The organism is Microbacterium sp. (assembly GCF_017305435.1).
Classification (GTDB): domain Bacteria; phylum Actinomycetota; class Actinomycetes; order Actinomycetales; family Microbacteriaceae; genus Microbacterium.
This window is the reverse complement of sequence record NZ_JAFKIP010000009.1, coordinates 96,913-119,522: the sequence shown is the minus strand read 5'-3', so window position 1 is coordinate 119,522 and position 22,610 is coordinate 96,913. Positions and strand designations below refer to the sequence as shown.

The following is a 22,610-nucleotide window of genomic DNA, read 5'->3' as shown; positions in this document are numbered from 1 at the left end:
TGGCCGGCCGACTTGTGGGCAGTTGTGGCGGCATCCCGGCGTCCGTGAGCGCCACGAGTGACCACTACCTCGCGCGGGAGGGGTGGGGTGATCTCGATACACCGGCGCTGCGCGCCGGCACTCGATCACCGGGGTTGAGCGGTCTCGTCGTCGGAGTCGGCGAGGTCGGTGTCGTCGCCGTCGGGGTCGGCGTCGTCGTCTTCAGCCGCGTCGGGGGCGGAGTCGTCGAGCTCGTCGATGTCGACGCCGTCGACGTCGCCCGCGTGGAGGATCGGCGAGCCGTCGTCGTCGAAGTCGGCGGCATCCAGATCGTCCAGATCGTCGACGTCGTGATCGTCGTCGTCCTCGATGTCGTCGATGTCCTCGTCGTGGTCGTCCGCCTCCGCGGCGGCCGCAGCGGCCGCCTGATACTCGGCGAGCCGCACGGCCCAGGGGATCCACTCCGGCGCGAGCAGCGCCCCGTCACCGGGCAGCAGCTCGGCTTCGAGCACGGTCGGGTCGGCGTCCTCCACGACGGCGACGCTCACCGTCCAGAACCAGCCCGGGTAGCCCTCCATCGTGTTCGCGAAACGCAGCGACACGACGCCGCCGTCCTCGAGCGTGTAGCCCACGGGCTCGCCGATCGTCGCCGCCGGCGTGATCTCCCGCAGCGCCGCGACGGCGAGATCGTGCGCGCCGATCAGGCGCTCGTCCGCGGAGCCGTGCATCGACGTCACGGGCTCAGGCGTCGAGGTCATCGGCCACCTTGCGCAGGATCGCCGCGACCTTCGTGCCCTGGGCTCCGCTCGGGTAGTGCCCGCGGCGGAGGTCGCCTCCGACCTTGTCGAGCAGCTTCACGACGTCCTCGATGATGACCGCCATGTCGTCGGCCTTCGGACGGTTGCGCTTGGCGAGGCTCACAGGAGCGTCGAGCACGCGCACCGCGAGCGCCTGCAGACCGCGCTTGCCGTCGGCGACACCGAACTCGAGTCGCGAGCCCGTCTTCACGACCGATCCCGCAGGAAGGGCCGTGGCGTGCAGGAAGACGTCCTGGCCGTCATCGGCGGTGATGAAGCCGAAACCCTTCTCGTCGTCGTAGAACCTGACCTTGCCGGTGGGCATGTGAACCTCGCTGATGTGCTCGCCGTGTGCGGGCGCTGTGAAAGAGGGGACGAATTCCCCCCTCTCAGCCTACGGCACGGGCTGCGCGGCGAGCGGCGCGACGCAGTAGGCTGGTGCGGATGTCCTCCTCCGCACCGCGCACGCCGAAACCGGCCGACGATCTGCCCGTCCGCCGGATCGACCGCATCCTCGCGTTCATGTCCCTCGGGCTCGTCGTGCTGTCGATCGTGTGCTTCGCGGCCATCATCATCGGGTCGCGTTCGGGCGCGGACATGGGCACGGGCGTCTGGCCCGCACTCGGAACGACGGTGTACATCGCCCCGATCGTGGCGTTCCTGCTCCTGCTGACGGTGCTCATCATGACCTTCATCCGGAAGGCGCGGGTCGGCAAGGGGCGCTGATCATGACCGGGCCCTCCGCGCGCACGCTCGCGCACGAGCTCGCGGCGCGGGACGACCGCTCCCTCGCCGCACTGCTTCTCGCCCGTCATGTCTCCCCCGCCGCGCACTGGAACGACGCGTTCGACGCGGCCGAGCAGCTGCTCGATCCGACGTCGATCGCTCGCGCCCTCGTCGATCTGACCGCCGCAGAGGCGGACGCGCTGGAGGCGGCGACAGCCGCCTCAGCGGCACCGGCGGCGACAGCCACCGCAGCCGAGCCCGGCCCCGCGCGTGACGTGCTCGTCGCGCGCGGGCTGCTCGACGCCGACGGGCGCGTCTGGGAGAGCGTCGCCGACACCTTCCGCGCGACGAGCCGCGTCGCCGTACTCTCCCCGACCACGGCGCCGACACCGGAACGGACGCCGATCGGCGAGAACGCCGCCGACGCGGCATCCGCCGAGCGCGCGTTCACCGCCACGGCCTCGCTCGCCGACGTCCTGCACGCGGCGCTCGTCGCCCCTCTCGGCCGCATCGGGGCGGGCACGCTCGGCGCCGCGGACCGCCGGCGACTCATCGACACCGGCGCGGTCGAGGATGCCGCGGCCGCCGATGACCTCGTCGCGATCGGGCAGAGTGCGGGCCTGCTCGCTCCGGAGGGGCGCGCGCTCCTCGTCACCCCCGCCGGCATCGACTGGCTCGGCGGGAGCACGGCCGCTCGCTGGTCGGCCGTCGCGGCGCGGCTGATCGCGGGCCTGCCGGCGGGGCTGCGCACGGCAGCCGGCGGCTGGCTCGCCGCCCCCGCCTGGCCCGGCGCGTACCCGTTCGACCCGGCCTGGCCCGCGCGCGCCGACGAGCTCGCGGGGCTCCTGCGGCGTTGGGCGATCGTCGACGGCGCGGGCGAGCCGACCGTGTGGATGCGGCGCGCAGCCGCGGGCGACGCCCCCGACGCGGCCGCACTCGCCGCACTCCTCCCGCCCGAAGTCGACCGCGTCTATCTGCAGAACGACCTCACCGCGATCGCCCCGGGCTCCCTCGCCCCGCACCTGGACCTGCGGCTGCGGTCGATGGCGCGTCGCGAATCGCGTGCCCAGGCATCCAGCTACCGCTTCACCGCGGAGACGCTCGCCGACGCGCTCACGGCGGGCGAGACCGCCGACTCCCTGCGGGCTTTCCTCCTCGAACTCTCGCTCACGGGTCTGCCGCAGCCGCTCGCCTACGAGATCGAGCGCTCCGCCAGCCGGCACGGCACGCTCCGCGTCGGACAGGACGGAAGCGGACGCACGCGCGTCACGAGCGACGACGCCGCGATGCTGCAGACGATCGCCGTCGATCAGGCCCTGCGGCCCCTCGGGCTGATTCCGGACGGGGACGCCCTCATCACCCGATCGAGCGCGGACACCGCGTTCTGGATGATCGCCGACGCCCGCTATCCGATCGTCGCCGTGGATGCCGACGGCGCACGTCGCCCGCTCGAGCGTCATCGCCTCGCCGCGCCGCCGGAGCCGGAGGCGGACCCCGTCGAGGTGTACGCCGACCTCCTCGCACGCCTGCGCGCCGCGCAGTCCGAAGACGCGGATGCCGCATGGCTCGGCCGCGAGCTCGAGCAGGCCGTCCGCACCCGGGCGACCATCACGGTCACCGTACGCCTGCCGGCCAGTCCAGACGAGGATCAGGGGGCCGAGCGCTCGTTCACGATCGAGGCGACCGGGCTCGGCGGCGGGCGTCTGCGGGGCCTCGACCGCACCGTCGACGTCGAACGCACGCTGCCCGTCTCGAGCATCGTCCGGGTCGGCCCCGCCTGAAGCCGCACCGACTGCACGCCGGTAGAATGATCCGTTATGGCTGACGGACCCCTCATCGTGCAAAGCGACCGCACCGTGCTGCTCGAAGTCGCCCATCCCGACGCCGAGAGCGCCCGTCACGAACTCGCGACGTTCGCCGAACTCGAGCGCGCCCCGGAGCACATCCACACCTACCGCATCACGCGGCTCGGGCTGTGGAACGCCCGCGCGGCGGGACATTCCGCCGAGGACATGCTCGCCACGCTCGATCGCTGGTCGCGCTTCCCCGTCCCGGCATCCGTCTCGATCGACATCCGCGAGACCGTGGGCCGCTACGGGCGGCTCGTCATCGAGCGCGACGACGAGGGCACGCTGATCCTCCGCGCGACCGACACCGCGGTGCTCGCCGAGGTCGCGAAGAACAAGCGCATCCAGCCGCTGCTGACGGGGCATCCCTCCCCCGGCGTCTTCACCGTGGATGCCTGGGCGCGCGGTCACATCAAACAGGAACTCCTCAAGGTCGGCTGGCCCGCCGAGGACCACGCCGGCTACACCCCCGGCACCCCGCACGAGATCGACCTCGCCGAGGACGGCTGGACGCTGCGCCCCTACCAGCGCAAAGCCGTCGACATCTTCAGCGAGGGCGGGTCGGGTGTCGTCGTGCTCCCCTGCGGCGCCGGCAAGACGCTCGTGGGGGCGGCGGCCATGGCCGACACGAAGACGACGACCCTCATCCTCGTCACCAACACCGTGAGCGCGCGGCAGTGGCGCGACGAGCTGCTCAAGCGCACGACGCTCACTCCCGAAGAGATCGGCGAGTACTCCGGTCAGGTGAAGGAGGTCAAGCCGGTCACGATCGCGACCTACCAGATCCTCACCGCGAAGCGGAAAGGCGAGTACGCGCATCTGGCGCTGCTGGATGCCCTGGACTGGGGTCTCATCGTCTACGACGAGGTGCACCTGCTACCCGCCCCCGTGTTCAAGCTGACCGCCGACCTGCAGGCGCGGCGACGACTCGGCCTCACGGCCACGCTCGTGCGCGAGGACGGCCGCGAGGGCGACGTCTTCAGCCTCATCGGACCCAAGCGCTTCGACGCGCCGTGGAAGGAGATCGAGGCGCAGGGGTTCATCTCCCCCGCCGTCTGCTACGAAGTGCGCGTCGATCTGCCCCCGGGCGACCGTATGGAGTACGCGGCGGCGGCCGACGACGAGCGCTACCGCCTCGCGGCGACGGCGCACGCGAAGATCGGCGTCGTGAAGGACCTCGTCGCGCGGCACGCGGGCGAGCAGATCCTCGTGATCGGCCAGTACCTCGATCAGATCGACATCCTCGCAGACGCCCTGGGCGCGCCGCAGATCACGGGCGCGACGCCCGTCGACGAGCGCGAGGAGCTCTACGGCGCGTTCCGCGAGGGACGCATCCCCGTGCTCGTCGTCTCGAAGGTCGCGAACTTCTCGATCGACCTGCCCGAGGCATCCGTCGCCATCCAGGTGTCGGGGTCGTTCGGATCCCGTCAGGAGGAGGCACAGCGGCTCGGACGACTCCTGCGCCCCAAGCAGAGCGGGCACACGGCGAGCTTCTACACCCTCATCGCACGCGACACCGTCGATCAGGACTTCGCGCAGAACCGCCAGCGGTTCCTCGCCGAACAGGGCTACAGCTACACGATCCTGGACGCCGACGGCCTCGCCGCGGCGTGAGCGGGCACGGGCACGGGCGGCGTGAGCACGAGGGTCCGCGGGAGGGGCCGGCCGCGCGCCGCCCGGCGGCGCAGCAGCCACTCGACGATCGCGACATAGCCGCCGATCAGCACGAACGAGGAGACGAAGCTCACCCATCCCGTCTCGCTCGCCGTCGGATCGGCGCCGGACGCGAGCGACAGGAGGAAACCGGACAGGTTGTTCACGACGTGCAGCGCGATCGCGGCTTCGAGCCCGCCCGTGCGCCACACGAGCCAGCCTGCGGCGACGGCGAACACGCCGACGCTGAGCTGACCGAGCACGTCGTAGAGGTGACCGAGGACGAAGAGCGGCACGGGCAGCAGGATCGCGAAGGCGGGATGCCGCAGCCACCGCCCGATCGCCTGGGCGAGATACCCGCGGAAGACGTACTCCTCCGCCGCCGACTGCAGCGGCACGAGCAGCAGGATGAGCGCGAGCGAGAGCGGCCAGAGCGGCTGCGGCGCGGCATCCCCCGCGGCATCCCCGGTGATCTCCGAAGGCAGCACCAGTGACACGAGCGTGAAGACGCCGTAGAGGACGAGCGCGACGAGCCCGCACAGCAGCATCCACCGCCAGCGCAGCCGACCCGCCGCCGACGAGATGAGTCCGACCCGCTTGCCGTTCACGATGAGCGAGGCGAGCTGATAGCACGGCAGCATCAGCACGATGGTGCCGAGCAGGAGCGCCAGCATGAGCGGATCCCGCGCGTCGATGGTGGGATTCTGCGCGAGCGCCGTCATGCGTTCGAGCACGGTGGGGTCGACGGATGCCGCGGCGAAGATCGCCACCAGCACGACGAGCATCAGCACGAGGTAGAACGCGATGCCGAGGGCTCCGACGACGAGCGGCGTCCACCACCCCCGGCGACGACGCGCGAACACGAGCCGGTGGAACGCGAGACCGCCCGATGTGGCATCGGCCGGAAGCGGGGCCGCAGCGGGCGCGGGGACGTGCACGAGGACGGGCGCGGGCGCCGGAGCGGGGGCAGGCATCACCTTTTCATGATGACCGATCGACCCGCGATCGGGGCCACGGATGCGGATATCCAGCAACCGCATGGATTCCGGTGCCAGTATGGGGTCATGACCGCACCGCGCATCCTCGTCGTGGACGACGAACCGAACATCCGCGATCTGCTCGTCACGAGCCTCCGGTTCGCCGGGTACCAGGTCCGCGCCGTCAGCAATGGCGCGCAGACGATCTCCGCCGTCTTGGAGGAGGAGCCCGACCTCATCATCCTCGACGTCATGCTGCCCGACATGAACGGCTTCAGCGTCACCAAGCGCCTGCGCGGCGCCGGGTACACGGCGCCGATCCTGTTCCTGACCGCGAAGGACGAGACGGAAGACAAGATCGAGGGCCTGAACGCGGGCGGCGACGACTACGTCACGAAGCCCTTCTCGCTCGACGAGATCGTCGCGCGGCTGCAGGCGATCCTCCGCCGCACGATGCAGGCCGACGAGGAGTCGACCATCAAGGCCGGCGAGCTCACGATGGACCAGGACACGCACGACGTCACCGTCGGCGACGTGTCGATCGACCTCTCCCCCACCGAGTTCAAGCTCCTGCGCTATCTCATGCTCAACCCCAACCGTGTGCTGAGCAAGGCGCAGATCCTCGACCACGTCTGGGAGTACGACTTCAACGGCGACGCCGGCATCGTCGAGAGCTACATCTCGTACCTGCGACGCAAGATCGATCCGTACTCGTCGGAGCCCCTCATCCAGACCAAGCGCGGGTTCGGCTACATGCTGAAGGCCGGCAAGACGGCCTGAGGCCGCTCCCGCGAGAACCGTGGCTCCCCCGCTCGCCGCGCACGCCCGCCGAGGCGACCGGATCACCGAATGGTGGCGCGGCGTCAGCCTGCGCGCGAAGGTCACCGGCGTCACCGTCGCCGTGCTGGCCCTGGGGCTCGTCGCGGTCGGGATCGGCACGGCGGTGTTCCTGCGGAACGCCCAGATCGACGAGCGTGACAAATCCATCACGCAGACGGTCACACTCGACCAGGCATCCAGTCTCCTGAGCGTCGAAGTGATCGACGGCGTCGCCCAGTTCGGCCCGCCCGCGACAGCGCCGCTGACGTCGTTCTACATCGCGATCTACGGGCCCGACGGCACGCTGCTGCAGACCGGCGGCGCCGCGGGCGGCCCGGCCGGGAGCCAGCCGCACTATCCGGAGCCCTTCGGCCTGGACAAGGCGCTCATGCAGGGCACGGCACCCTTCGACATCCTCTCGGTCGACGGCAAGACGACCTTCCATGCGGCGGTCGACCTGCTGCAGCTCCCCGGGTCGCAGCAGTCCTACGTGCAGCTGCTCGCGCTGCCGCTGACGCCGGTGAATCAGACGGTCGCGAACTTCCTCGGCATCTACACGGCCCTCGCGCTCGTCACGATCCTGGCCGGCGCCATCGCGACGCGCCTGCTCGTGACCCTCGCCTTCCGCGGGCTCGGTCAGGTGGAGTCCACCGCCATGTCGATCGCAGCGGGCGATTTCAGCCAGCGCATGGGCGACATCACTCCGGGCACCGAGGTCGGCCGCCTCAAGATCGCGATCAACACGATGCTCGACCGCATCGACCACGCTCTCGGCCAACGGGATGCCACGGTGCAGCAGATGCGCCGCTTCATCGGCGACGCGAGCCACGAGCTGCGCACACCCCTCGTCACGGTGCGCGGCTACGCGGAGCTGTACCGCATGGGCGCGATCGCCGGCGACGAGCAGACCGCGCAGTCGATGGAGCGGATCGAGAAGGAGGCGATCCGCATGGGCGGGCTCGTCGAAGACCTCCTCGCCCTCGCCCGCCTCGACGAACGGCGCGACATCGTCGTCGCCGACGTCGACCTCCGCCCGATCGCCCGCGACGCGGCCCTCGACGCCCGCGCCGCTTCGCCCGACCGCGAGGTCGCTCTCATCGACGACCGACCGGAGCCCACGCCCACGGCACCGGTGCCGCTCGTGACGTCGACGGTGGATGCCACGGGTGCGCGCCGTGGCATCGCGGGCGCCACCCGCTCCCTCCTGCGCCGGCGTCCCCGCCCCGGGTCCAGTGCGGCCGGTGCGGCCAGTGCGGCAGCCGCGGCCGGCGCTGCCGGTGGTGCGGCCTCGCGGCCGGGCACCCCGGCCATACCCGCGCCGCCCGCTCCGATCGTCCTCGGCGATGAGAACCGCATCCGCCAGGTCGTCGCGAACCTCCTCGGCAACGCGCGCCGCTACACGCCGGCCGGCTCGCCGATCGAGCTGTCCACGGGCGTCGACGAGCGGGCCGGGATGGGCTGGATCGCGGTGAGCGACCACGGCGAGGGCATCCCGGAGCAGATCCGCGACAAGATCTTCCAGCGCTTCTGGCGCGCCGACACCTCGCGTGCGCGCGAGACGGGGGGCTCGGGGCTGGGCCTGTCCATCGTCGCCTCGGTCGTCGAGGCGCTGCACGGGTCGATCGAGGTCTTCGAGACGGCCGGCGGCGGGGCGACGTTCCGCGTCTTCCTGCCGTTGGCGAAGCAGCGGGATGCCGCGGAGCACCTCCTCATCGAGACGCAGCCCCTGCCCCGGCTGAGCGCCGACGACTTCTGATCGGGTGCACCGGGCGGGCTGGTGCCCGTGCGGATGCCCCGTGCGAGTGGGCGCATCGTCTCCTCCACAGGAGACCGATGCGGGAAGTTGTCCACCGTTCCGCCGGCGCCGCTCCTGCTGCGTGCATCCGCGGCCTAGCGTGGCGGCATCCACACAGAAAGGGGTCCGACATGGCGACCTTCTCCGTCGATTCCGATGCCGTGCTCACCGCCACCGGAGCGATCCGCGCAACCGCCGATCGCCTGCAGGGCGAGACCGCCGCGATGCTCGGGCAGCTCACACAGCTGCAGGGATCGTGGACGGGAGCCGCGGCGATCGCGTTCCAGGGCGTGATCGACCGGTGGCGCCTGACGCAGCGCGAGCTCGAAGCGGCACTCGGCGACATCGGCAGCGCGCTCGCGCACGCCGGCAGCCAGTACGCGCAGACCGAGGCGGCCGCCTCGGGGCTGTTCCGCTGACAACGGGAAAGGGCCCCTCCGAAGAGGGGCCCTTCACTCGGTGATCGAGTGCCGCGGCTTTCGCTGCGGTGTATCGAGATCAGCGGATCAGAAGTCCATGCCGCCGGTCGGGTCGCCGGCCGGAGCCGCGACCTTCTCGGGCTTGTCCGCGACGACCGCCTCGGTCGTGAGGAACAGGCCGGCGATGGATGCCGCGTTCTGCAGCGCCGAGCGGGTGACCTTGGCCGGGTCGATGATGCCCGCCGCGAACATGTCGACGTACTCGCCGGTGGCCGCGTTGAGGCCCTGGCCGACGGGGAGCTCCGACACCTTGTTGGCGACGACGCCGGGCTCCAGGCCCGCGTTGAGGGCGATCTGCTTGAGCGGAGCCTCGATGGCGACCTTGACGATGTTCGCCCCGGTGGCCTCGTCACCGACGAGCTCCAGCTTCTCGAACGCGTTCTTGCCGGCCTGGATGAGCGCGACGCCACCACCGGGGACGATGCCCTCCTCGACGGCCGCCTTCGCGTTGCGGACGGCGTCCTCGATGCGGTGCTTGCGCTCCTTCAGCTCGACCTCGGTGGCCGCACCCGCCTTGATGACGGCGACGCCGCCGGCGAGCTTGGCGAGGCGCTCCTGGAGCTTCTCGCGGTCGTAGTCGCTGTCGGTGTTCTCGATCTCGCGCTTGATCTGGGTCACGCGACCCTCGATCTGCGAGGTCTCGCCGGCACCCTCGACGATCGTGGTCTCGTCCTTCGTGACGATGACCTTGCGCGCCTTGCCGAGCAGGTCGGTGGTGGCGTTCTCGAGCTTGAGACCGACCTCCTCCGTGATGACCTGGCCGCCGGTGAGGATCGCGATGTCCTGCAGCTGCGCCTTGCGACGGTCGCCGAAGCCGGGCGCCTTGACGGCGACCGACTTGAAGATGCCGCGGATCTTGTTGAGCACGAGGGTCGCGAGAGCCTCACCCTCGACGTCCTCCGCGATGATGACGAGCTCCTTGCCCTCCTGGATCACCTTGTCGACGATCGGCAGGAGGTCCTTGATGTTGGAGATCTTCTGGTTCGCGATGAGGATGTACGGGTCCTCGAAGACCGCCTCCTGGCGCTCCGGGTCCGTGACGAAGTAGGGGTTGATGTAGCCCTTGTCGAAGCGCATACCCTCGGTGAGCTCGAGCTCGGTGCCGAAGGTGTTCGACTCCTCGACGGTGACGACACCCTCCTTGCCGACCTTGTCGATCGCCTCGGCGATGAGTTCGCCGATCTCGGGGTCGGCGGCGGAGATGGATGCCGTGGCGGCGATCTCCTCCTTGGTCTCGACCTCCTTGGCCGAGGCCAGAAGCTCGTCGGAGAGCGCCTTGACGGCCTTCTCGATGCCCTTCTTCAGGGAGATGGGGTCGGCGCCGGCCGCGACGTTGCGCAGGCCCTCGCGCACGAGCGCCTGAGCGAGGACCGTGGCGGTCGTCGTGCCGTCACCGGCGACGTCGTCCGTCTTCTTGGCGACCTCCTTAACGAGCTCCGCGCCGATCTTCTCGTACGGGTCGTCGAGCTCGATCTCCTTGGCGATCGAGACACCGTCGTTCGTGATCGTGGGGGCGCCCCACTTCTTCTCGAGCACGACGTTGCGGCCGCGGGGGCCGAGCGTCACCTTGACGGCGTCGGCCAGGATGTTCAGGCCGCGCTCGAGGCCGCGGCGGGCCTCCTCGTCGAAAGCGATGATCTTTGCCATAAGTGTGTCGTCCCTCCCGGACGTGAGGATGAGTCTTTAGCACTCAGCATGACGGAGTGCTAACTCATTCTGGCACTCGGGCATGACGAGTGCAAGCCGATCCGACGAGCCGGGAGCCCGGCCGTGTCGCCGGGGAGGGAGGACCGCTCAGGCGACGACGCGCACCGACTCCGCCTGCGGCCCCTTCGAGCCGGAGCCGACCGTGAACTCGACGGTCTGGCCCTCCTCGAGCACGCGGAAACCGGACATGTCGATGTTCGAGTAGTGCACGAAGACGTCCTGACCGCCCTCGACGGTGATGAAGCCGAAGCCCTTCTCGGCGTTGAACCATTTGACGGTGCCCTGCGTGTTGCCGGTCATGCGAATCTCCTGATGGTGCAGTGGGACTCGGCCATGCTAACCAGGCGGGATGCCGCGACGACGCGGATCCGGGCACTGTTGACACGGCCGCACCGAAGTGTTCACACGCGCGAAACACGGTCCCCGCGGACGCCTCTCGGCGCGGCGGGGATCAGCCCTCGGAGTCGGCCGCGGGAGTCGCCCCGTCGGTGCGGTCGAGCCCGATGACGAGCACGAGCTGCGGGTCGTCGGTGCCCCACATCCCGGCGTACGCGTCGCTCAGGACGACGTCGGCCCCTCCGATCGCGGCAGCGAGACCGCGCGCGGCGGCCTCGTCGGCCGGCGAGGTGTAGTACACGGTCGTCGTGGCGAAGTCGTCCGACCCGGCATCCCCGGCATTGACGTCATCGGCGTTCCACCCGGCCGCGACGAGCGTGTCGCTCATCGCGCTCGCGAGACCGCGCTGCGGGGTCGCGTTGAGGATCGTCACCTTGTACGAGGTGTCCAGGCGCGCCTCGGGGGTCGGAGCGACCGACGCCGTCGGCGTCGCGGCGGGGGTGAGGGAGATGCGACCGGTCGCGAGCATCGTGCCGAAGATCCCGACGGCGACGAGCACGACCGTCGCGATGACCGACCAGAGCAGGACGACGCCGCCGCGCAGGCGCGGGTTCTCGGCGCGATGGGCGCCGATCCGCCCGCGGTCGGCGGGGAGGTCGTCGAAGCGATCCTTCGGCGGCGGAGTCTTGGGCACCAGAGAATGCTACCGGGCTGCACCTGTGCGCATCGCGGCGGCCCCCTCGACGACACCACCCGCGGTCCGTCGGCGCTCGCGCATCCGGCGGAGGCGATGCACGAGCATGGCGTCGTGCTCCGCGGCATCCGGCGCATCGATGACGCGCTCCAGCAGCTGGTAGTAGCGGGCCGGCGTCATCTCGAGCTCTCGGGCGATGGCCTCCTCCTTCGCCGCGCCGTGGCCGTTCCAGCGGGACTCGAAGTCCAGCAGTTCGCGGTCGCGGGCGGAGAGGGGCACGGATTCGAGGCTAGCCTCGCCGCGGCGGGTGAGCCGTGAGCCACCCCGGACATCCCGAAGACTGCGGAACACGCAGGGCTTCGTTCGGGTTGAATAGAACGGACGAAAGGTGACCACCCATGTCGTACAACGTGCAGAAGACCGACGAGCAGTGGCGGACGGAGCTGAGCCCCGATCAGTACGCCGTGCTGCGCCAGGCCGGAACCGAGCGGGCGTGGACCGGGGAGCTCCTCGACGAGCACCGCGCCGGTCTGTACACGTGCGCCGCGTGCGGTGCCGAGCTCTTCCAGAGCGGGACGAAGTTCGACTCGCACTGCGGATGGCCGAGCTTCTACGAGTCGGTGCGCCCCGAGGCCGTCGAGCTCATCGAGGACCGCACCCACGGCATGGTGCGCACCGAGGTGCGCTGCGCCAACTGCGGGTCGCACCTGGGTCATGTGTTCCCCGACGGCTTCGGCACGCCGACCGGCGATCGGTACTGCATGAACTCCCTGTCGCTCTCGTTCGCGCCGGAATCATGAGCGACGCCGACCCGCGCCCCGCGCTCGAGGCGGTGCGTCAGCGCCGTTCCTGGTCGAAGGTGACCGACGCCGCACCGACGCGGGCCGAACTCCTCACCCTCGTCTCCGCGGCCGGGCGCGTCGCCGATCACTCGTCGCTGCGCCCCTGGCGCATCATCGAACTGCGCGGAGACGACCGGCTCGTCCTCGGCGCCGCGATCGCCGCGGCCCAGGGCGACTCCTCCCCCTCGACGAAGCCGCTGCGCGCACCGCTGCTCGTCGCGATCGTCGCGAGCTATCGCGCGAGCGAGAAGGTGCCGCGGTGGGAGCAGGAGGCGGTCGCCTCCGGCGTCGCGCATACCCTGAGCCTGCTGCTCGACGAAGCGGGATGGGGCGTCATCTGGCGCACCGGCCACTACACGCGGTCGGCCCCGGTCGCGGCCGCCCACGGTCTCGGCGAGAACGAGGAGCTCCTCGGCTGGCTGTACGTCGGAGGCAAGCCCGAGCGGTCACGGCCGGAGCGCCGCAAGGCCGTCGAGGCGCGCGCGCACGTCACCCGGATGCCGGGGGTCACGACGACGCCCGACGAGTTCACGCACTGGCGCACCGAGTCGAAGAAGACCGCCAAGGCGCGGAAGGCGGAGAAGAAGCACAAGGAGAAGAAGCGCAAGGAGAAGAGGCCCACCGACTGGGCAGCGAAGGCGCGGAAGGCGGAGAAGGCCGCCCGGCGCGCGGAGAAGGCCCGCGCGAAGGCGGCCGCCGTCAGCCACGACTGAGATCCTCCCCCGGAGCCCCAGAGATGTCGGGGTTCCCATACGAAGAGGCCGGTGCCATGGAGGCACCGGCCTCTTCGGATGTTCCGAACGCGGACTTGCGCCGTCGCACGGGCGTCTATATCGTTCTTTACACACTATCAAGGCTTAATTATACTTCATAGCGTACATAGTCTATGTCGTGCATCCGCACGATCGTCACGGAGCCAATGGAGGAACCCGATGACCCTGCCCCCCGCAACCGAATACGACGTGATCGTCGTGGGAGCCGGCGCCGGCGGTCTCGCCGCCGCCATCGCGGCGGCGCACTCGGGCCGATCCGTGCTGGTCCTCGAGGCCGCCGATGTCTGCGGAGGCGCGACCGCATGGTCCGGCGGCTGGCTGTGGGCGCCGCGGTCGATGCTCGCCCGCGGCGAGGGCGTCGACGAATCGATCGAGGACGTCAAGGCGTACCTCCGCGCGGCGCTCGGCGCGGACTACGACGAGGAACGCGTCGACGCGTTCCTCGTCGCGGCGCCCCAGATGGTGGAGTTCTTCCACACGCAGACGGCCCTCGAGCTCATCCCCGGTTCGAAGATCAACGATATCTACGGCACCCTCCCGCACGCCGGCACGGGCAACCGGTCCGCCGCGCCGAAGCCCATCGACGCCCGCCGACTGAGTCCGTCGGTGCGTCGCCTGCTGCGCGGGCAGCTGTACGAGACGTCGTTCCTCGGCATGGGCATCATGGCGGGGCCCGATCTCGGCGCCTTCCTGTCTGCTGCGCGTGGCAGCCTCCGCGGCATCTGGCACTGCGCCTGGCGCGTCGGTCGGCACCTGATCGACCTCGTCGTCCACCGCCGCGGGATGCAGCTGGTCAACGGCACGGCCCTCGTCGGACGTCTGCTGCAGTCGGCCGAGGATGCCGGTGTCCACATCCGTGTCTCCACACCCGCCCTCCGCCTCACGCAGGACCACGACGGCCGGGTGACCGGTGTCGTCGCACGGTCGGCCGACGGGGAGGAGTCACTGACGGCGCGCTCGGGCGTCGTGCTCGCGGCGGGCGGATTCCCGCACGATGTCGCGCGCCGTCGCGAGAGGTTCCCGCGCACCCCTACGGGGAGCGAGCACTGGACCCTCGCGCCCGAGACCGCGGACGGATCGGGAATCACCCTCGGCGAGAGCGTCGGCGGCGTCCTGAGGCAGCAAGCGTCTGCGGGCGCCTGGTGCCCCGTCTCCCTCGTGCCCTACCGGTCGGGTCGCGTCGGCGTCTTCCCGCACATCATGGATCGCGCGAAGCCGGGCAGCATCGGCGTCGTCTCCACCGGTGAACGGTTCGTCAACGAGGCGAACGGCTACTTCGACTACGTCGCCGGCATGTTCCGCGCCGCGCCGGAGAACGAGCCCGTGCAGTCCTGGCAGATCGGCGACGCGACGTTCGTTCGCCGCTTCCCGCTCGGAATGGCGAAGCCCCGCCCCGTCCCGCTGTTCCCCTATCTCCGCAGCGGCTACCTCGTGAAGGCGCCGACGCTCCGCGCCCTGGCCGAGAAGTGCGGCATCGATCCGGCGGGACTCGAACGCACCGTGGCGCAGTTCAACCTCGACGCCCGCTCGGGTCTCGACACCCGATTCGGACGGGGATCGACGCCCTTCAACCGCTACGGGGGCGACGCCTCGTACGGACCGAACCCGTCGCTCGCCCCGCTCGAGAAGGGGCCGTTCTATGGGGTACGCGTGCTGCCCGGCTCCTTCGGCACCTTCGCCGGGCTCGCCACCGACGGGCGGGCACGCGTCCTGGATGCCAAGGACCGCCCCATCGCCGGCCTGTACGCCGTCGGAGCCGACCAGGCCAACGTCATGGGCGGCCACTACCCCGCAGGCGGGGTCAACATCGGACCGGCGCTCACCTTCGGCTACATCGCCGGACGCGATCTGGCCCGCACGGAAGCGGAGGCACAGCGATGACGCGCTCGATCGGGGTCGCGCACCTCACCCTTCTCTCACTCACGCCGCCCGAGCTCGTCGAGACGGCTGCCGCGGTCGGGTTCTCCTTCGTGGGCATCCGCGTCAAGGCCGTCACCCCCACCGAGCGCGCGTTCGACCTCGCGCCCGGCTCTCCTCTGCTGCGCGAGACGCTGTCGCGGCTTCGCGACACCGGGGTGACGGTGCGCGACATCGAGTTCCTGCCCGTGACGACCCACACGGGGCCGGGCGACTGGCTCCCGGCGCTCGAGGCCGGGGCCGCTCTGGGCGCGTCCGCGCTCACCGTCACCGGCGCCGACCCCGATCGTGCGCGTCTCGTGGACACGCTCTCCGCACTCACGCGCGATGCCGCCGACTTCGGCATCCGTCCGCTGCTCGAGCCGATCTCCTACCAACCCGTGCGTACCGTCGCGGATGCCGCGGCAGTGGCCCGAGCGACCGGCGCGGCGCTCATGATCGACCCGCTGCACGTTCAGCGAGGCGGCTCGCCGCTCAGCGACATCGGGGCCCTCGAGGCCGACCTCGTCCCGGTCGTGCAGCTCTGCGACGCCCCGGCCGATCCGCCGGAGGCCGTCGACGACGACGCCCGCATCACGGGGCTCCAGCGCGAGGCCCGCGTACAGCGGCTGCTCGTCGGCGAGGGCTCGCTGCCCCTCGCCGACCTTCTCGCCGCCACTCCGGCAGGCACTCCCGTGAGCGTCGAGATCCCCCACGAGCGCCTCCGACGTCGACTCGACCCGCGCTCCTACGCGGCGGAGGTCATCCGCACCGCGCGCGATCTCGTCGAGCGAGTGGATGCCGCACCGACACCGGCACTGCGGCCGGGGTCCCACACCGAAGGAGAAGTCGCATGACCGCATCGCAGAGCTGGGACGACACCGTCGATCTGCTCGTTCTGGGCACCGGCGCCGCCGGTCTCTCCGCCGCCGTCACGGGCGCGGCCAAGGGCCTGAAGACCCTCGTGCTCGAGAAGACCGAGTACCTCGGCGGCACCACCGCCTACTCCGCGGGGACGTGCTGGGTCCCCGGGCACCGGCACCAGCGCGCGCTCGGCATGACCGGCGAACGGGAGCTCGCCTCGCTCTACCTCGACGGCGTCGTCGGCGACAAGGCCCCCCGTGAGATCCGAGAGGCTTATCTCGAACACGGCCCCGAGATGATCGACTGGTACGACAGTCTCGGCGTGCGCTTCTGGCACTCCGCCACCGTCGTCGACTACCACCCCGAGGTCGAGGGCGCCGGCGTCGGCCGCGCCCTGGAACCGGAGACCTTCGATGGGCGAGTGCTCAGCAGCGAGGACTTCCGTCGCGTGCGCCCACCGGTGCCGGAGTTCGCGCTGTTCGGCGGCACGCTGATGGTGCGCCGCGCGGAGGTCAATCGGCTGCTCGAGCTGTTCCGCTGGTCGCCGCGGGCCGCGGGCCTCGCACTCTCGCTCGGCTTCCGATGGTTCTTCGATCGGCTGCGCCACCCGCGCGGAACCCGTCTGGCGATGGGCAACGCCCTCGTCGCGAACCTGTTCCACACGCTCACTCAGCATGACGGACACGTCTGGTTCTCGAGCACCGCGCGGGAGCTCATCGTCGAGGACGGCGGGGTGGTGGGCGCCGTCGTCCAGTCCGGCGGGCGGGAGCGTCGCATCCGTGTGACCCGCGGGGTCATCCTCGCTGGCGGAGGGTTCGCGGCCAGCCCCGCGTGGCGGGAGCGGCATCTGCCGACGCCGACACCGCAGTTCACGCGTGCCGCGGAGGGAGCGACAGGCGACACGATCGCCCTCGGCATGGCCGCCGGCGGGGCGCTCGGACCCGACCACGGCGACAACGGCTTCTGGTTCCCGAGCTCCATCGGGCGACGCGGCGACGGCTCTCTCGTCGTGTTCCCGCACATCTGGGACCGCGCCAAGCCGGGCATCGTCGCCGTCACCGCCTCGGGGCGCCGGTTCGTCGACGAGTCGGTCTCCTACCATCGGTTCGTCCGCGCCATGTATCGGACGCAGTCCTCCGACGAAGCCGTTCCCGCGTGGCTGATCATCGACGCGCGTTCCCTGCACGAGTACGGATTGGGCATGATCCGCCCGCACACCCCGACGGCCTTCCTGCAGAAGTACGTGCGCGACGGCTACATCCATCGCGCCTCAACCGTCGACGAGCTCGCACGGCGGATCGGCGTCGATCCCGCCGGACTCGCCGACACGATTCAGCGCAACAACCGCTTCGCGGAGACGGGCGTGGACGAGGACTTCGGCAAGGGGACGAGCCCGTTCGGCCACCAGTACGGTGACCCACGGCACGCTCCGAACGTGAACCTCGGCCCGATCCGCACCGCTCCCTTCTACGCGCTCCCCCTGGTGCCGACCCCGCTCGGCACGGCGCTGGGCCTGTGCATCGATGCCCACGCGCGCGTGCTCGACGCGGAGGGCGAGCCCATCGCAGGCCTGTATGCCGCCGGCAACGACGCGGACTCCCCGATGGCGGCCGAGTATCCGGGCGCGGGGGGCCAGGTCGGGGCCGGGATGACGTTCGGCTACCTCGCCGCCCTCGACGCGGCGGCGGCCGTCGTCACGGGGCCCGCGATCGAGGCGCAGGTGAACGCATGACCGAGAACCTGCGCACGCTCGCCTCGTCGCTCGACCAGATCGGGATCGTCGTCGCCGATCCCGACGCGGCCATCGCCGGCATGCGCGCGATCTTCGGCCTCGAGCCCCGCATCCGCGTCACCAATCGCTATGTCGGTGCGGCGTACCGCGGTACGCGCATCGACACCGAGGTCGACGTCGTCTTCTACGACCTGTTCGGCATCGAGCTCGAATTCCTCTCGCCGCGGGGCGGCCCGGACATCTGGCAGGAGTTCGTCGACGAACACGGGTCGGGCCTGCATCACATCCGGTTCGCGGTGACCGATCACGATGCCGTCGTCGCGGCGATGGGCGCCATCGGCGTGCCCGTTCACCAAGAGGGCGACTCGGTCCGCGGCGGCGGCGTCCGATACGCGTACTTCGATGCACGCCCGTCACTCGGGTTCTTCCTCGAGATCCTGTCGACGCCGGCGTAGGGCTCTCCCGTGGCATCCGACGGCCGCTATGCTCGCGACGTGGAGATCCGGTGGCTGGAAGCGTTCGTCGTCGTCGCCGAGGAACTGCACTTCGGCCGTGCCGCCGCCCGGCTCCACGTCGCACAGTCACCGCTGAGCCAGACGATCCGCAGGCTCGAAGCCAGCATCGGCACAGAGCTGTTCGAGCGGAATACGCGCAGCGTCGCTCTCACCCCTGCCGGACGGGCTCTGCTGCCGATGGCATACCGCGTCATCCAGGATCTGTCTCTGGCCACCGAGGCCGCGCGCGCCGCATCGGGGTCGGTTCACGGCAGTGTCCGGATCGGTTTCTCCGGCGCGTTCAACCATCTGACGCTGCCTGCCCTCGCCCGCGCCGTGCGGCGCGAGCTCCCCGACATCGACCTGCAACTGGTCAGCCGTGTGAGCACCGGTGACGGGCTGGCGAAACTGCGCACCGGCGTTCTGGACATCGCGTTCGTCGGACTCCCGATCGCGACGAGCGGCGTGGCGGCGCGCCTGATCGCCCGCACCGAGTTCGGCGCCGTGCTCCCGGTCGACCACCCTCTCGCCGAGGAGACCACGCTCTCACTACGTCGACTCGCGGAGGACGATTTCCTGTCGATGCCGCTCGACGGATCCTCCGCGATGGCCGAGGGGCTCATCCGATGCTGCGTCGCGGCGGGCTTCCGGCCGCGCATCACACAGGAGATGGCCGACCCGTACATGATGCTGACCTTCGTCGCCGCCGGTCTCGGGGTGACGATCACGGCGCAGGACCTCGCCTCGATCATGCCGGAGGGAGCGCGCTGGGTTCCGCTGGAGGACCCGCCGCAGTACATGCAGCACGGCATCGCGTGGATGGAGGACGAGCAGACGGCCGCCGTCCGGGCCGTGCTCGAGCTGTCCGAGCGCATCCTTCCCACGCCGACAATTTGAGAGCCTTTGACGCCTAGTCTCAGACAAACTCTGTTCTGGACGCCACACAATTACGCTGGCACTCTGTTCGGAACGGATCGCCCCGGCATCCGTCCCATCCCGCAGATCAACGGCGCCGCGGAGCGACGCCACGAGCGAAGGCCTCAGCCATGTCAAGGACGACATCCCACCCACCGCAGAAGAACAACGCGAAGATCGCGGCGATCTCCGGCTTCGTCGGCAGTGCACTCGAGTACTACGACTTCTTCATCTACGCGTCGGCAGCGGCGCTGATCTTCCCGCACCTCTTCTTCCCCGCGGGCGAGCCCGGCGTCGCGACGCTGCTCTCGTTCGCGACGGTCGGCGTCGCCTACGTCGCACGCCCCTTCGGCGCCGTGCTGTGGGGACACATCGGCGACCGGTGGGGGCGCAAGAAGGCGCTTCTGGCGTGCCTGTCGATCATGGGCGTCGCAACGTTCCTCGTCGGCTGCCTGCCCACGTGGGATGCGATCGGCGTCGCCGCGCCGATCATCATCGTCGCGCTGCGACTGGTGCAGGGCGTCTCCGCCGGCGGCGAGTCCCCCGGGTCGAGCGCGCTGACCCTCGAGCACGCACCCGACCGCCGCCGCGGCTTCTTCACCAGCTGGACGATGAGCGGCATCATGTTCGGCATCGTCATCTCGAGCCTCGTGTTCATCCCGGTCGCCGCGATGCCGGAAGAGGCACTGCTGTCGTGGGGCTGGCGCGTGCCGTTCTGGGCGTCGCTTCTCGTCACCGTCGTCGCGATCGTCCTGCGCCGCATGCTCGACGAGCCCGAGGTCTTCGAGGAGACGAAGGACTCCGACGAGGCGCCCAAGATCCCCCTCGTCACGCTCCTGCGTTACAACGGCGGCACCGTTCTGCGCGTCACGCTGATGGCGATCTTCGCCGCGGTGAACACGATGTTCAACGTCTTCGTCCTGGCGTACGGCACCACGGTCGCCGGGATTCCCCGCGCAGAGATGCTCGTCATCATCACCGTCGCGAACTTCGCCGCCGTGTGCTTCGGCCCCGTCGCCGGCGCCCTCTCCGACCGATTCGGGCGCAAGCCGGTGTTCCTCATCGGCCTCGTGCTGCAGTCGATCACGATCTACGCGCTGCTGGCAGCGGTGGATGCCGCGAACATGCCGCTCGTCTGGACCCTCAGCATCTTCCTGATCGGCTTCGCGTACACGCTGTCGAACTCGGTGTACCCCGCCTACTTCCCGGAGCAGTTCCCGGCACGGGTGCGCTACACCGGCATGGCGGTGAGCCTCATGCTGGGGCTGCTGCTGGCCGGGTTCACCCCCGCGATCGCGCAGGGCTTCGTGACCGGCGAAGGCAACGAGAACAACTGGCCGGCCGTCGCGTTCTTCACGATCGGCATCATCGTGGTCTCCGGCATCGCGACTCTGTTCGCGCCGGAGACGGCCTTCACGCCCACGGCGCGGCTCGGTCTCACGCGACGTCAGCTCACCGAGATCGACCGCCGCGAGGAGTCGGGAGAGCCGCTCACTCAGTCGGTGCGCACGACGCCCTACGACCGCCTCGGGCGGCGCTGAACCGCACCCCGACGGGGCTCGCATCCGCTGCGGATGCGAGCCCCGCTCATCTTCGTCACCATCATCGTCATCGTCAGGAGAGACCATGTCGCACGCGTACCTCGTCGGACTGATCGGCTCTGGCATCGGCACCTCGTCCACGCCGGCGCTCCATGAGCGCGAAGCCGATGCCCTCGGCATCCGCTACCTCTATCGCACCATCGACATCGACGAGCTCGGCGTCGCCCCCGAGGGGGCCGCCGAGCTCGTCGCAGCGGCGCGACGTCTCGGGTACGACGCGCTCAACGTCACGCATCCGTGCAAGCAGACGGTGTGGGAGGCGCTGGACGACCTGTCGGCCGATGCGCGGCTCCTCGGGGCGGTCAACACGATCCTCTTCCGGGACGGGCGCGCGATCGGGCACAACACCGACCATTCCGGCTTCGCCGCGGGGCTGCGAACCGGTCTCGACGACCCCGACCTGGACGATGTCGTGCTGCTGGGGTCCGGCGGCGCCGGATCCGCTATCGCCTACGCGCTCCTGCGCGCGGGAACCCGACGGCTCTCGGTGTTTGATCCCGTGGTCACCCGAGCGGCGGCCGTGCGTGACGCACTGGGCGCCGCGTTCCCCGACGCCCGGATCACTCCGATCGGCACGGACCAGGTCGCGGATGCCGTGGCCGCGTCCGACGGCCTGGTCAACGCCACCCCCGTCGGGATGGTGGGACACCCGGGCACCCCCATCGACCCGGCGCTGCTGCACGAACGCCTGTGGGTCGCCGACGCGATCTACCGGCCTCTGCACACCGAACTGCTCGACGCGGCGAGCGCACTCGGCTGCGCCGTCCTCGACGGCGGACGGATGGTCGCGAGCCAGGCGGCCGACACCTTCCGTCTCATCACGGGCGTCGAGCCCGACCGCGACCGGATGCGCGCCCACTTCCTGGAGCTGAGCGGCGCAGCCGGCGTGGCGACCAGCGCCGCTCAGTAGTCGGCGCGACCGCCGGAGAGGTCGAACGTCGCCCCCGTCGTGAATCCGCACTGATCGCTTGCGATCCACGCGACGGTCGCGGCGACCTCCTCGACCGTGAGGAACCTGCCGAGCGGGATGAGCGCGCGGGTCCGCTCGATGAACTCGTCGGTCAGCTGAGCGAACAGCTCGGTGCGCACCATCACCGGGGCGATCGCATTGACCGTGACGCCGTCGGAGATGAGCTCGCGCGCCAGCACCTTGGTCATCCCGACCACGCCGTGCTTGGCGGCCGTGTAGGCGGACAGCGACGCGGTGGCCTCCTTGCCCGCGATCGAGGCCACGGTGATCACACGGCCGTACCCGCGCTCACGCAGGTGCGGCACGACCGTCTTGGCGGTCAGGAACGCGCCGGTGAGGTCGAGGTCGACGACACGTCGCCAGTCGTCGGCCCCGTACTCCCACAGCGGGGCCACGGGCCCGGTGATGCCCGCCGACGAGACGACGATGTCGACCGACCCGAACAGCTCGAGCGTCTCGGCGAAGGCCGCCTGCAGAGAAGCCTCGTCGGTGACGTCGGCGCGGATCAGCGCGGCCGGCTCCCAGTCTCCGCGGAACGCATCGGGATCGCGATCCCAGACGGCGACCGCCGCACCGGAGGCCGCGAAGAGGGCTCCGATGCCGGCACCGATGCCGCGCGCCCCTCCCGTGATGATGACGTGAGAGCCATGGAAATCGAAGGTCACCTGTGACATGCGCCTCACGGTAGCGAGCAATAAGACGGCCTGCAAGCAT

22 protein-coding genes and 1 pseudogene are annotated in these 22,610 nt (G+C 70.4%); 15 read left to right on the top strand and 8 right to left on the bottom strand.

The window, feature by feature from the left end:
* Nucleotides 1–125: 125 nt before the first annotated feature.
* Both J0I43_RS16160 and J0I43_RS16155 read right to left on the bottom strand, forming a co-directional pair.
* Nucleotides 126–737, bottom strand: a complete 612-nt coding sequence (locus J0I43_RS16160) for a DUF3027 domain-containing protein (protein ID WP_292866310.1) — start codon at nucleotides 735–737, stop codon at nucleotides 126–128.
* Entirely contained in the window at nucleotides 721–1,101 is a 381-nt protein-coding gene (locus J0I43_RS16155) for a cold-shock protein (protein WP_292866308.1), read from the bottom strand. The genes J0I43_RS16160 and J0I43_RS16155 overlap by 17 nt, the downstream gene beginning before the upstream one ends.
* Before the next feature lie 119 nt (nucleotides 1,102–1,220).
* On the opposite strand from J0I43_RS16155, the gene J0I43_RS16150 reads away from it, so the two are divergent.
* Genes J0I43_RS16150 through J0I43_RS16140 form a run of 3 tightly spaced genes read left to right on the top strand, consistent with a single transcriptional unit; the run spans nucleotide 1,221 to nucleotide 4,963 of the window.
* Entirely contained in the window at nucleotides 1,221–1,502 is a 282-nt protein-coding gene (locus J0I43_RS16150; RefSeq protein ID WP_292866305.1) for a multidrug ABC transporter ATPase, read from the top strand.
* Between the two features lie 2 nt (nucleotides 1,503–1,504).
* A complete protein-coding gene (locus tag J0I43_RS16145) occupies nucleotides 1,505–3,283 on the top strand; it encodes a helicase-associated domain-containing protein (protein ID WP_292866302.1) in 1,779 nt (592 codons plus the stop codon).
* Nucleotides 3,284–3,319: 36 nt separating this feature from the next.
* Entirely contained in the window at nucleotides 3,320–4,963 is a 1,644-nt protein-coding gene (locus tag J0I43_RS16140) for a DNA repair helicase XPB (protein WP_292866299.1), read from the top strand.
* On the opposite strand, the gene J0I43_RS16135 is transcribed toward J0I43_RS16140, so the two are convergent.
* The gene (locus J0I43_RS16135) at nucleotides 4,924–5,976 is read right to left on the bottom strand and encodes a CPBP family intramembrane glutamic endopeptidase (RefSeq protein WP_292866296.1); all 1,053 of its coding nucleotides are present in this window, start codon (nucleotides 5,974–5,976) and stop codon (nucleotides 4,924–4,926) included. The genes J0I43_RS16140 and J0I43_RS16135 overlap by 40 nt on opposite strands.
* Nucleotides 5,977–6,066: 90 nt before the next feature.
* Here J0I43_RS16135 and J0I43_RS16130 point away from each other — a divergent pair, with 90 nt between their 5' ends.
* The 3 genes from J0I43_RS16130 (at nucleotide 6,067) to J0I43_RS16120 (ending at nucleotide 9,012) form a co-directional block, all read left to right on the top strand.
* Complete coding sequence (locus tag J0I43_RS16130) at nucleotides 6,067–6,759, top strand: response regulator transcription factor (RefSeq protein ID WP_292866293.1); 693 nt, start codon at nucleotides 6,067–6,069, stop codon at nucleotides 6,757–6,759.
* A gap of 19 nt (nucleotides 6,760–6,778) precedes the next feature.
* A complete protein-coding gene (locus tag J0I43_RS16125) occupies nucleotides 6,779–8,554 on the top strand; it encodes a cell wall metabolism sensor histidine kinase WalK (RefSeq protein ID WP_292866290.1) in 1,776 nt (591 codons plus the stop codon).
* A 170-nt stretch (nucleotides 8,555–8,724) separates the two neighbouring features.
* Nucleotides 8,725–9,012 carry a WXG100 family type VII secretion target gene (locus J0I43_RS16120; protein WP_292866287.1) on the top strand — a complete coding sequence of 96 codons (288 nt, stop codon included), beginning with the start codon at nucleotides 8,725–8,727 and terminating at the stop codon, nucleotides 9,010–9,012.
* A gap of 87 nt (nucleotides 9,013–9,099) precedes the next feature.
* Here J0I43_RS16120 and groL read toward each other — a convergent pair whose 3' ends face one another.
* The 4 genes from groL to J0I43_RS16100 all read right to left on the bottom strand — a co-directional run bounded on the left by groL (nucleotide 9,100) and on the right by J0I43_RS16100 (nucleotide 12,088).
* On the bottom strand, nucleotides 9,100–10,719 hold the full coding sequence (gene groL / locus J0I43_RS16115) for a chaperonin GroEL (RefSeq protein ID WP_292866284.1): 1,620 nt from the start codon (nucleotides 10,717–10,719) through the stop codon (nucleotides 9,100–9,102).
* Between the two features lie 147 nt (nucleotides 10,720–10,866).
* Nucleotides 10,867–11,079, bottom strand: coding sequence for a cold-shock protein (locus J0I43_RS16110; RefSeq protein ID WP_292866282.1), 213 nt, complete (start codon nucleotides 11,077–11,079; stop codon nucleotides 10,867–10,869).
* Nucleotides 11,080–11,230: 151 nt separating this feature from the next.
* Nucleotides 11,231–11,809: a LytR C-terminal domain-containing protein gene (locus J0I43_RS16105; RefSeq protein ID WP_292866279.1), complete on the bottom strand. Its 579-nt coding sequence runs from the start codon at nucleotides 11,807–11,809 to the stop codon at nucleotides 11,231–11,233.
* A 9-nt stretch (nucleotides 11,810–11,818) separates the two neighbouring features.
* A complete protein-coding gene (locus J0I43_RS16100; RefSeq protein ID WP_292866275.1) occupies nucleotides 11,819–12,088 on the bottom strand; it encodes a DUF3263 domain-containing protein in 270 nt (89 codons plus the stop codon).
* Nucleotides 12,089–12,207: 119 nt separating this feature from the next.
* Here J0I43_RS16100 and msrB point away from each other — a divergent pair, with 119 nt between their 5' ends.
* The 9 genes and pseudogenes from msrB to J0I43_RS16055 all read left to right on the top strand — a co-directional run bounded on the left by msrB (nucleotide 12,208) and on the right by J0I43_RS16055 (nucleotide 21,836).
* Nucleotides 12,208–12,609: a peptide-methionine (R)-S-oxide reductase MsrB gene (gene msrB / locus J0I43_RS16095; RefSeq protein WP_292866272.1), complete on the top strand. Its 402-nt coding sequence runs from the start codon at nucleotides 12,208–12,210 to the stop codon at nucleotides 12,607–12,609.
* A pseudogene (locus J0I43_RS16090) lies at nucleotides 12,606–13,154 on the top strand (nitroreductase family protein); the annotation flags it as partial. The gene msrB and the pseudogene J0I43_RS16090, both read left to right, overlap by 4 nt.
* Before the next feature lie 429 nt (nucleotides 13,155–13,583).
* The gene (locus tag J0I43_RS16085; protein ID WP_292866269.1) at nucleotides 13,584–15,305 is read left to right on the top strand and encodes an FAD-dependent oxidoreductase; all 1,722 of its coding nucleotides are present in this window, start codon (nucleotides 13,584–13,586) and stop codon (nucleotides 15,303–15,305) included.
* The gene (locus tag J0I43_RS16080; RefSeq protein WP_292866266.1) at nucleotides 15,302–16,177 is read left to right on the top strand and encodes a TIM barrel protein; all 876 of its coding nucleotides are present in this window, start codon (nucleotides 15,302–15,304) and stop codon (nucleotides 16,175–16,177) included. Before J0I43_RS16085 ends, J0I43_RS16080 begins: the two co-directional genes overlap by 4 nt.
* Nucleotides 16,174–17,916 (top strand): FAD-dependent oxidoreductase, encoded by a 1,743-nt coding sequence (locus J0I43_RS16075; protein ID WP_292866263.1) that lies wholly within the window; start codon nucleotides 16,174–16,176, stop codon nucleotides 17,914–17,916. The genes J0I43_RS16080 and J0I43_RS16075 overlap by 4 nt, the downstream gene beginning before the upstream one ends.
* Nucleotides 17,913–18,371, top strand: a complete 459-nt coding sequence (locus J0I43_RS16070; RefSeq protein WP_292866260.1) for a VOC family protein — start codon at nucleotides 17,913–17,915, stop codon at nucleotides 18,369–18,371. Before J0I43_RS16075 ends, J0I43_RS16070 begins: the two co-directional genes overlap by 4 nt.
* A gap of 39 nt (nucleotides 18,372–18,410) precedes the next feature.
* Complete coding sequence (locus J0I43_RS16065; protein ID WP_292866257.1) at nucleotides 18,411–19,307, top strand: LysR substrate-binding domain-containing protein; 897 nt, start codon at nucleotides 18,411–18,413, stop codon at nucleotides 19,305–19,307.
* 149 nt (nucleotides 19,308–19,456) lie between these two features.
* Nucleotides 19,457–20,866, top strand: coding sequence for an MFS transporter (locus J0I43_RS16060; protein ID WP_292866254.1), 1,410 nt, complete (start codon nucleotides 19,457–19,459; stop codon nucleotides 20,864–20,866).
* 85 nt (nucleotides 20,867–20,951) lie between these two features.
* The gene (locus J0I43_RS16055) at nucleotides 20,952–21,836 is read left to right on the top strand and encodes a shikimate dehydrogenase (RefSeq protein WP_292866251.1); all 885 of its coding nucleotides are present in this window, start codon (nucleotides 20,952–20,954) and stop codon (nucleotides 21,834–21,836) included.
* On the opposite strand, the gene J0I43_RS16050 is transcribed toward J0I43_RS16055, so the two are convergent.
* Nucleotides 21,830–22,570, bottom strand: coding sequence for an SDR family NAD(P)-dependent oxidoreductase (locus tag J0I43_RS16050; protein WP_292866248.1), 741 nt, complete (start codon nucleotides 22,568–22,570; stop codon nucleotides 21,830–21,832). The genes J0I43_RS16055 and J0I43_RS16050 overlap by 7 nt on opposite strands.
* Nucleotides 22,571–22,610 lie beyond the last annotated feature (40 nt).

Bases quoted from the DNA above. Each gene is read 5' to 3' on its own strand.
- J0I43_RS16050 (WP_292866248.1), bottom strand. From the start codon at position 22,570: ATGTCACAGGTGACCTTCGATTTCCATGGCTCTCACGTCATCATCACG.
- J0I43_RS16070 (WP_292866260.1), top strand. From the start codon at position 17,913: ATGACCGAGAACCTGCGCACGCTCGCCTCGTCGCTCGACCAGATCGGG.
- J0I43_RS16085 (WP_292866269.1), top strand. From the start codon at position 13,584: ATGACCCTGCCCCCCGCAACCGAATACGACGTGATCGTCGTGGGAGCC.
- J0I43_RS16160 (WP_292866310.1), bottom strand. From the start codon at position 737: ATGACCTCGACGCCTGAGCCCGTGACGTCGATGCACGGCTCCGCGGAC.
- J0I43_RS16135 (WP_292866296.1), bottom strand. From the start codon at position 5,976: ATGCCTGCCCCCGCTCCGGCGCCCGCGCCCGTCCTCGTGCACGTCCCC.
- J0I43_RS16120 (WP_292866287.1), top strand. From the start codon at position 8,725: ATGGCGACCTTCTCCGTCGATTCCGATGCCGTGCTCACCGCCACCGGA.
- J0I43_RS16150 (WP_292866305.1), top strand. From the start codon at position 1,221: ATGTCCTCCTCCGCACCGCGCACGCCGAAACCGGCCGACGATCTGCCC.
- J0I43_RS16055 (WP_292866251.1), top strand. From the start codon at position 20,952: ATGTCGCACGCGTACCTCGTCGGACTGATCGGCTCTGGCATCGGCACC.
- J0I43_RS16075 (WP_292866263.1), top strand. From the start codon at position 16,174: ATGACCGCATCGCAGAGCTGGGACGACACCGTCGATCTGCTCGTTCTG.
- J0I43_RS16155 (WP_292866308.1), bottom strand. From the start codon at position 1,101: ATGCCCACCGGCAAGGTCAGGTTCTACGACGACGAGAAGGGTTTCGGC.
- J0I43_RS16130 (WP_292866293.1), top strand. From the start codon at position 6,067: ATGACCGCACCGCGCATCCTCGTCGTGGACGACGAACCGAACATCCGC.
- msrB (WP_292866272.1), top strand. From the start codon at position 12,208: ATGTCGTACAACGTGCAGAAGACCGACGAGCAGTGGCGGACGGAGCTG.
- J0I43_RS16060 (WP_292866254.1), top strand. From the start codon at position 19,457: ATGTCAAGGACGACATCCCACCCACCGCAGAAGAACAACGCGAAGATC.
- J0I43_RS16145 (WP_292866302.1), top strand. From the start codon at position 1,505: ATGACCGGGCCCTCCGCGCGCACGCTCGCGCACGAGCTCGCGGCGCGG.
- J0I43_RS16140 (WP_292866299.1), top strand. From the start codon at position 3,320: ATGGCTGACGGACCCCTCATCGTGCAAAGCGACCGCACCGTGCTGCTC.
- J0I43_RS16080 (WP_292866266.1), top strand. From the start codon at position 15,302: ATGACGCGCTCGATCGGGGTCGCGCACCTCACCCTTCTCTCACTCACG.
- groL (WP_292866284.1), bottom strand. From the start codon at position 10,719: ATGGCAAAGATCATCGCTTTCGACGAGGAGGCCCGCCGCGGCCTCGAG.
- J0I43_RS16110 (WP_292866282.1), bottom strand. From the start codon at position 11,079: ATGACCGGCAACACGCAGGGCACCGTCAAATGGTTCAACGCCGAGAAG.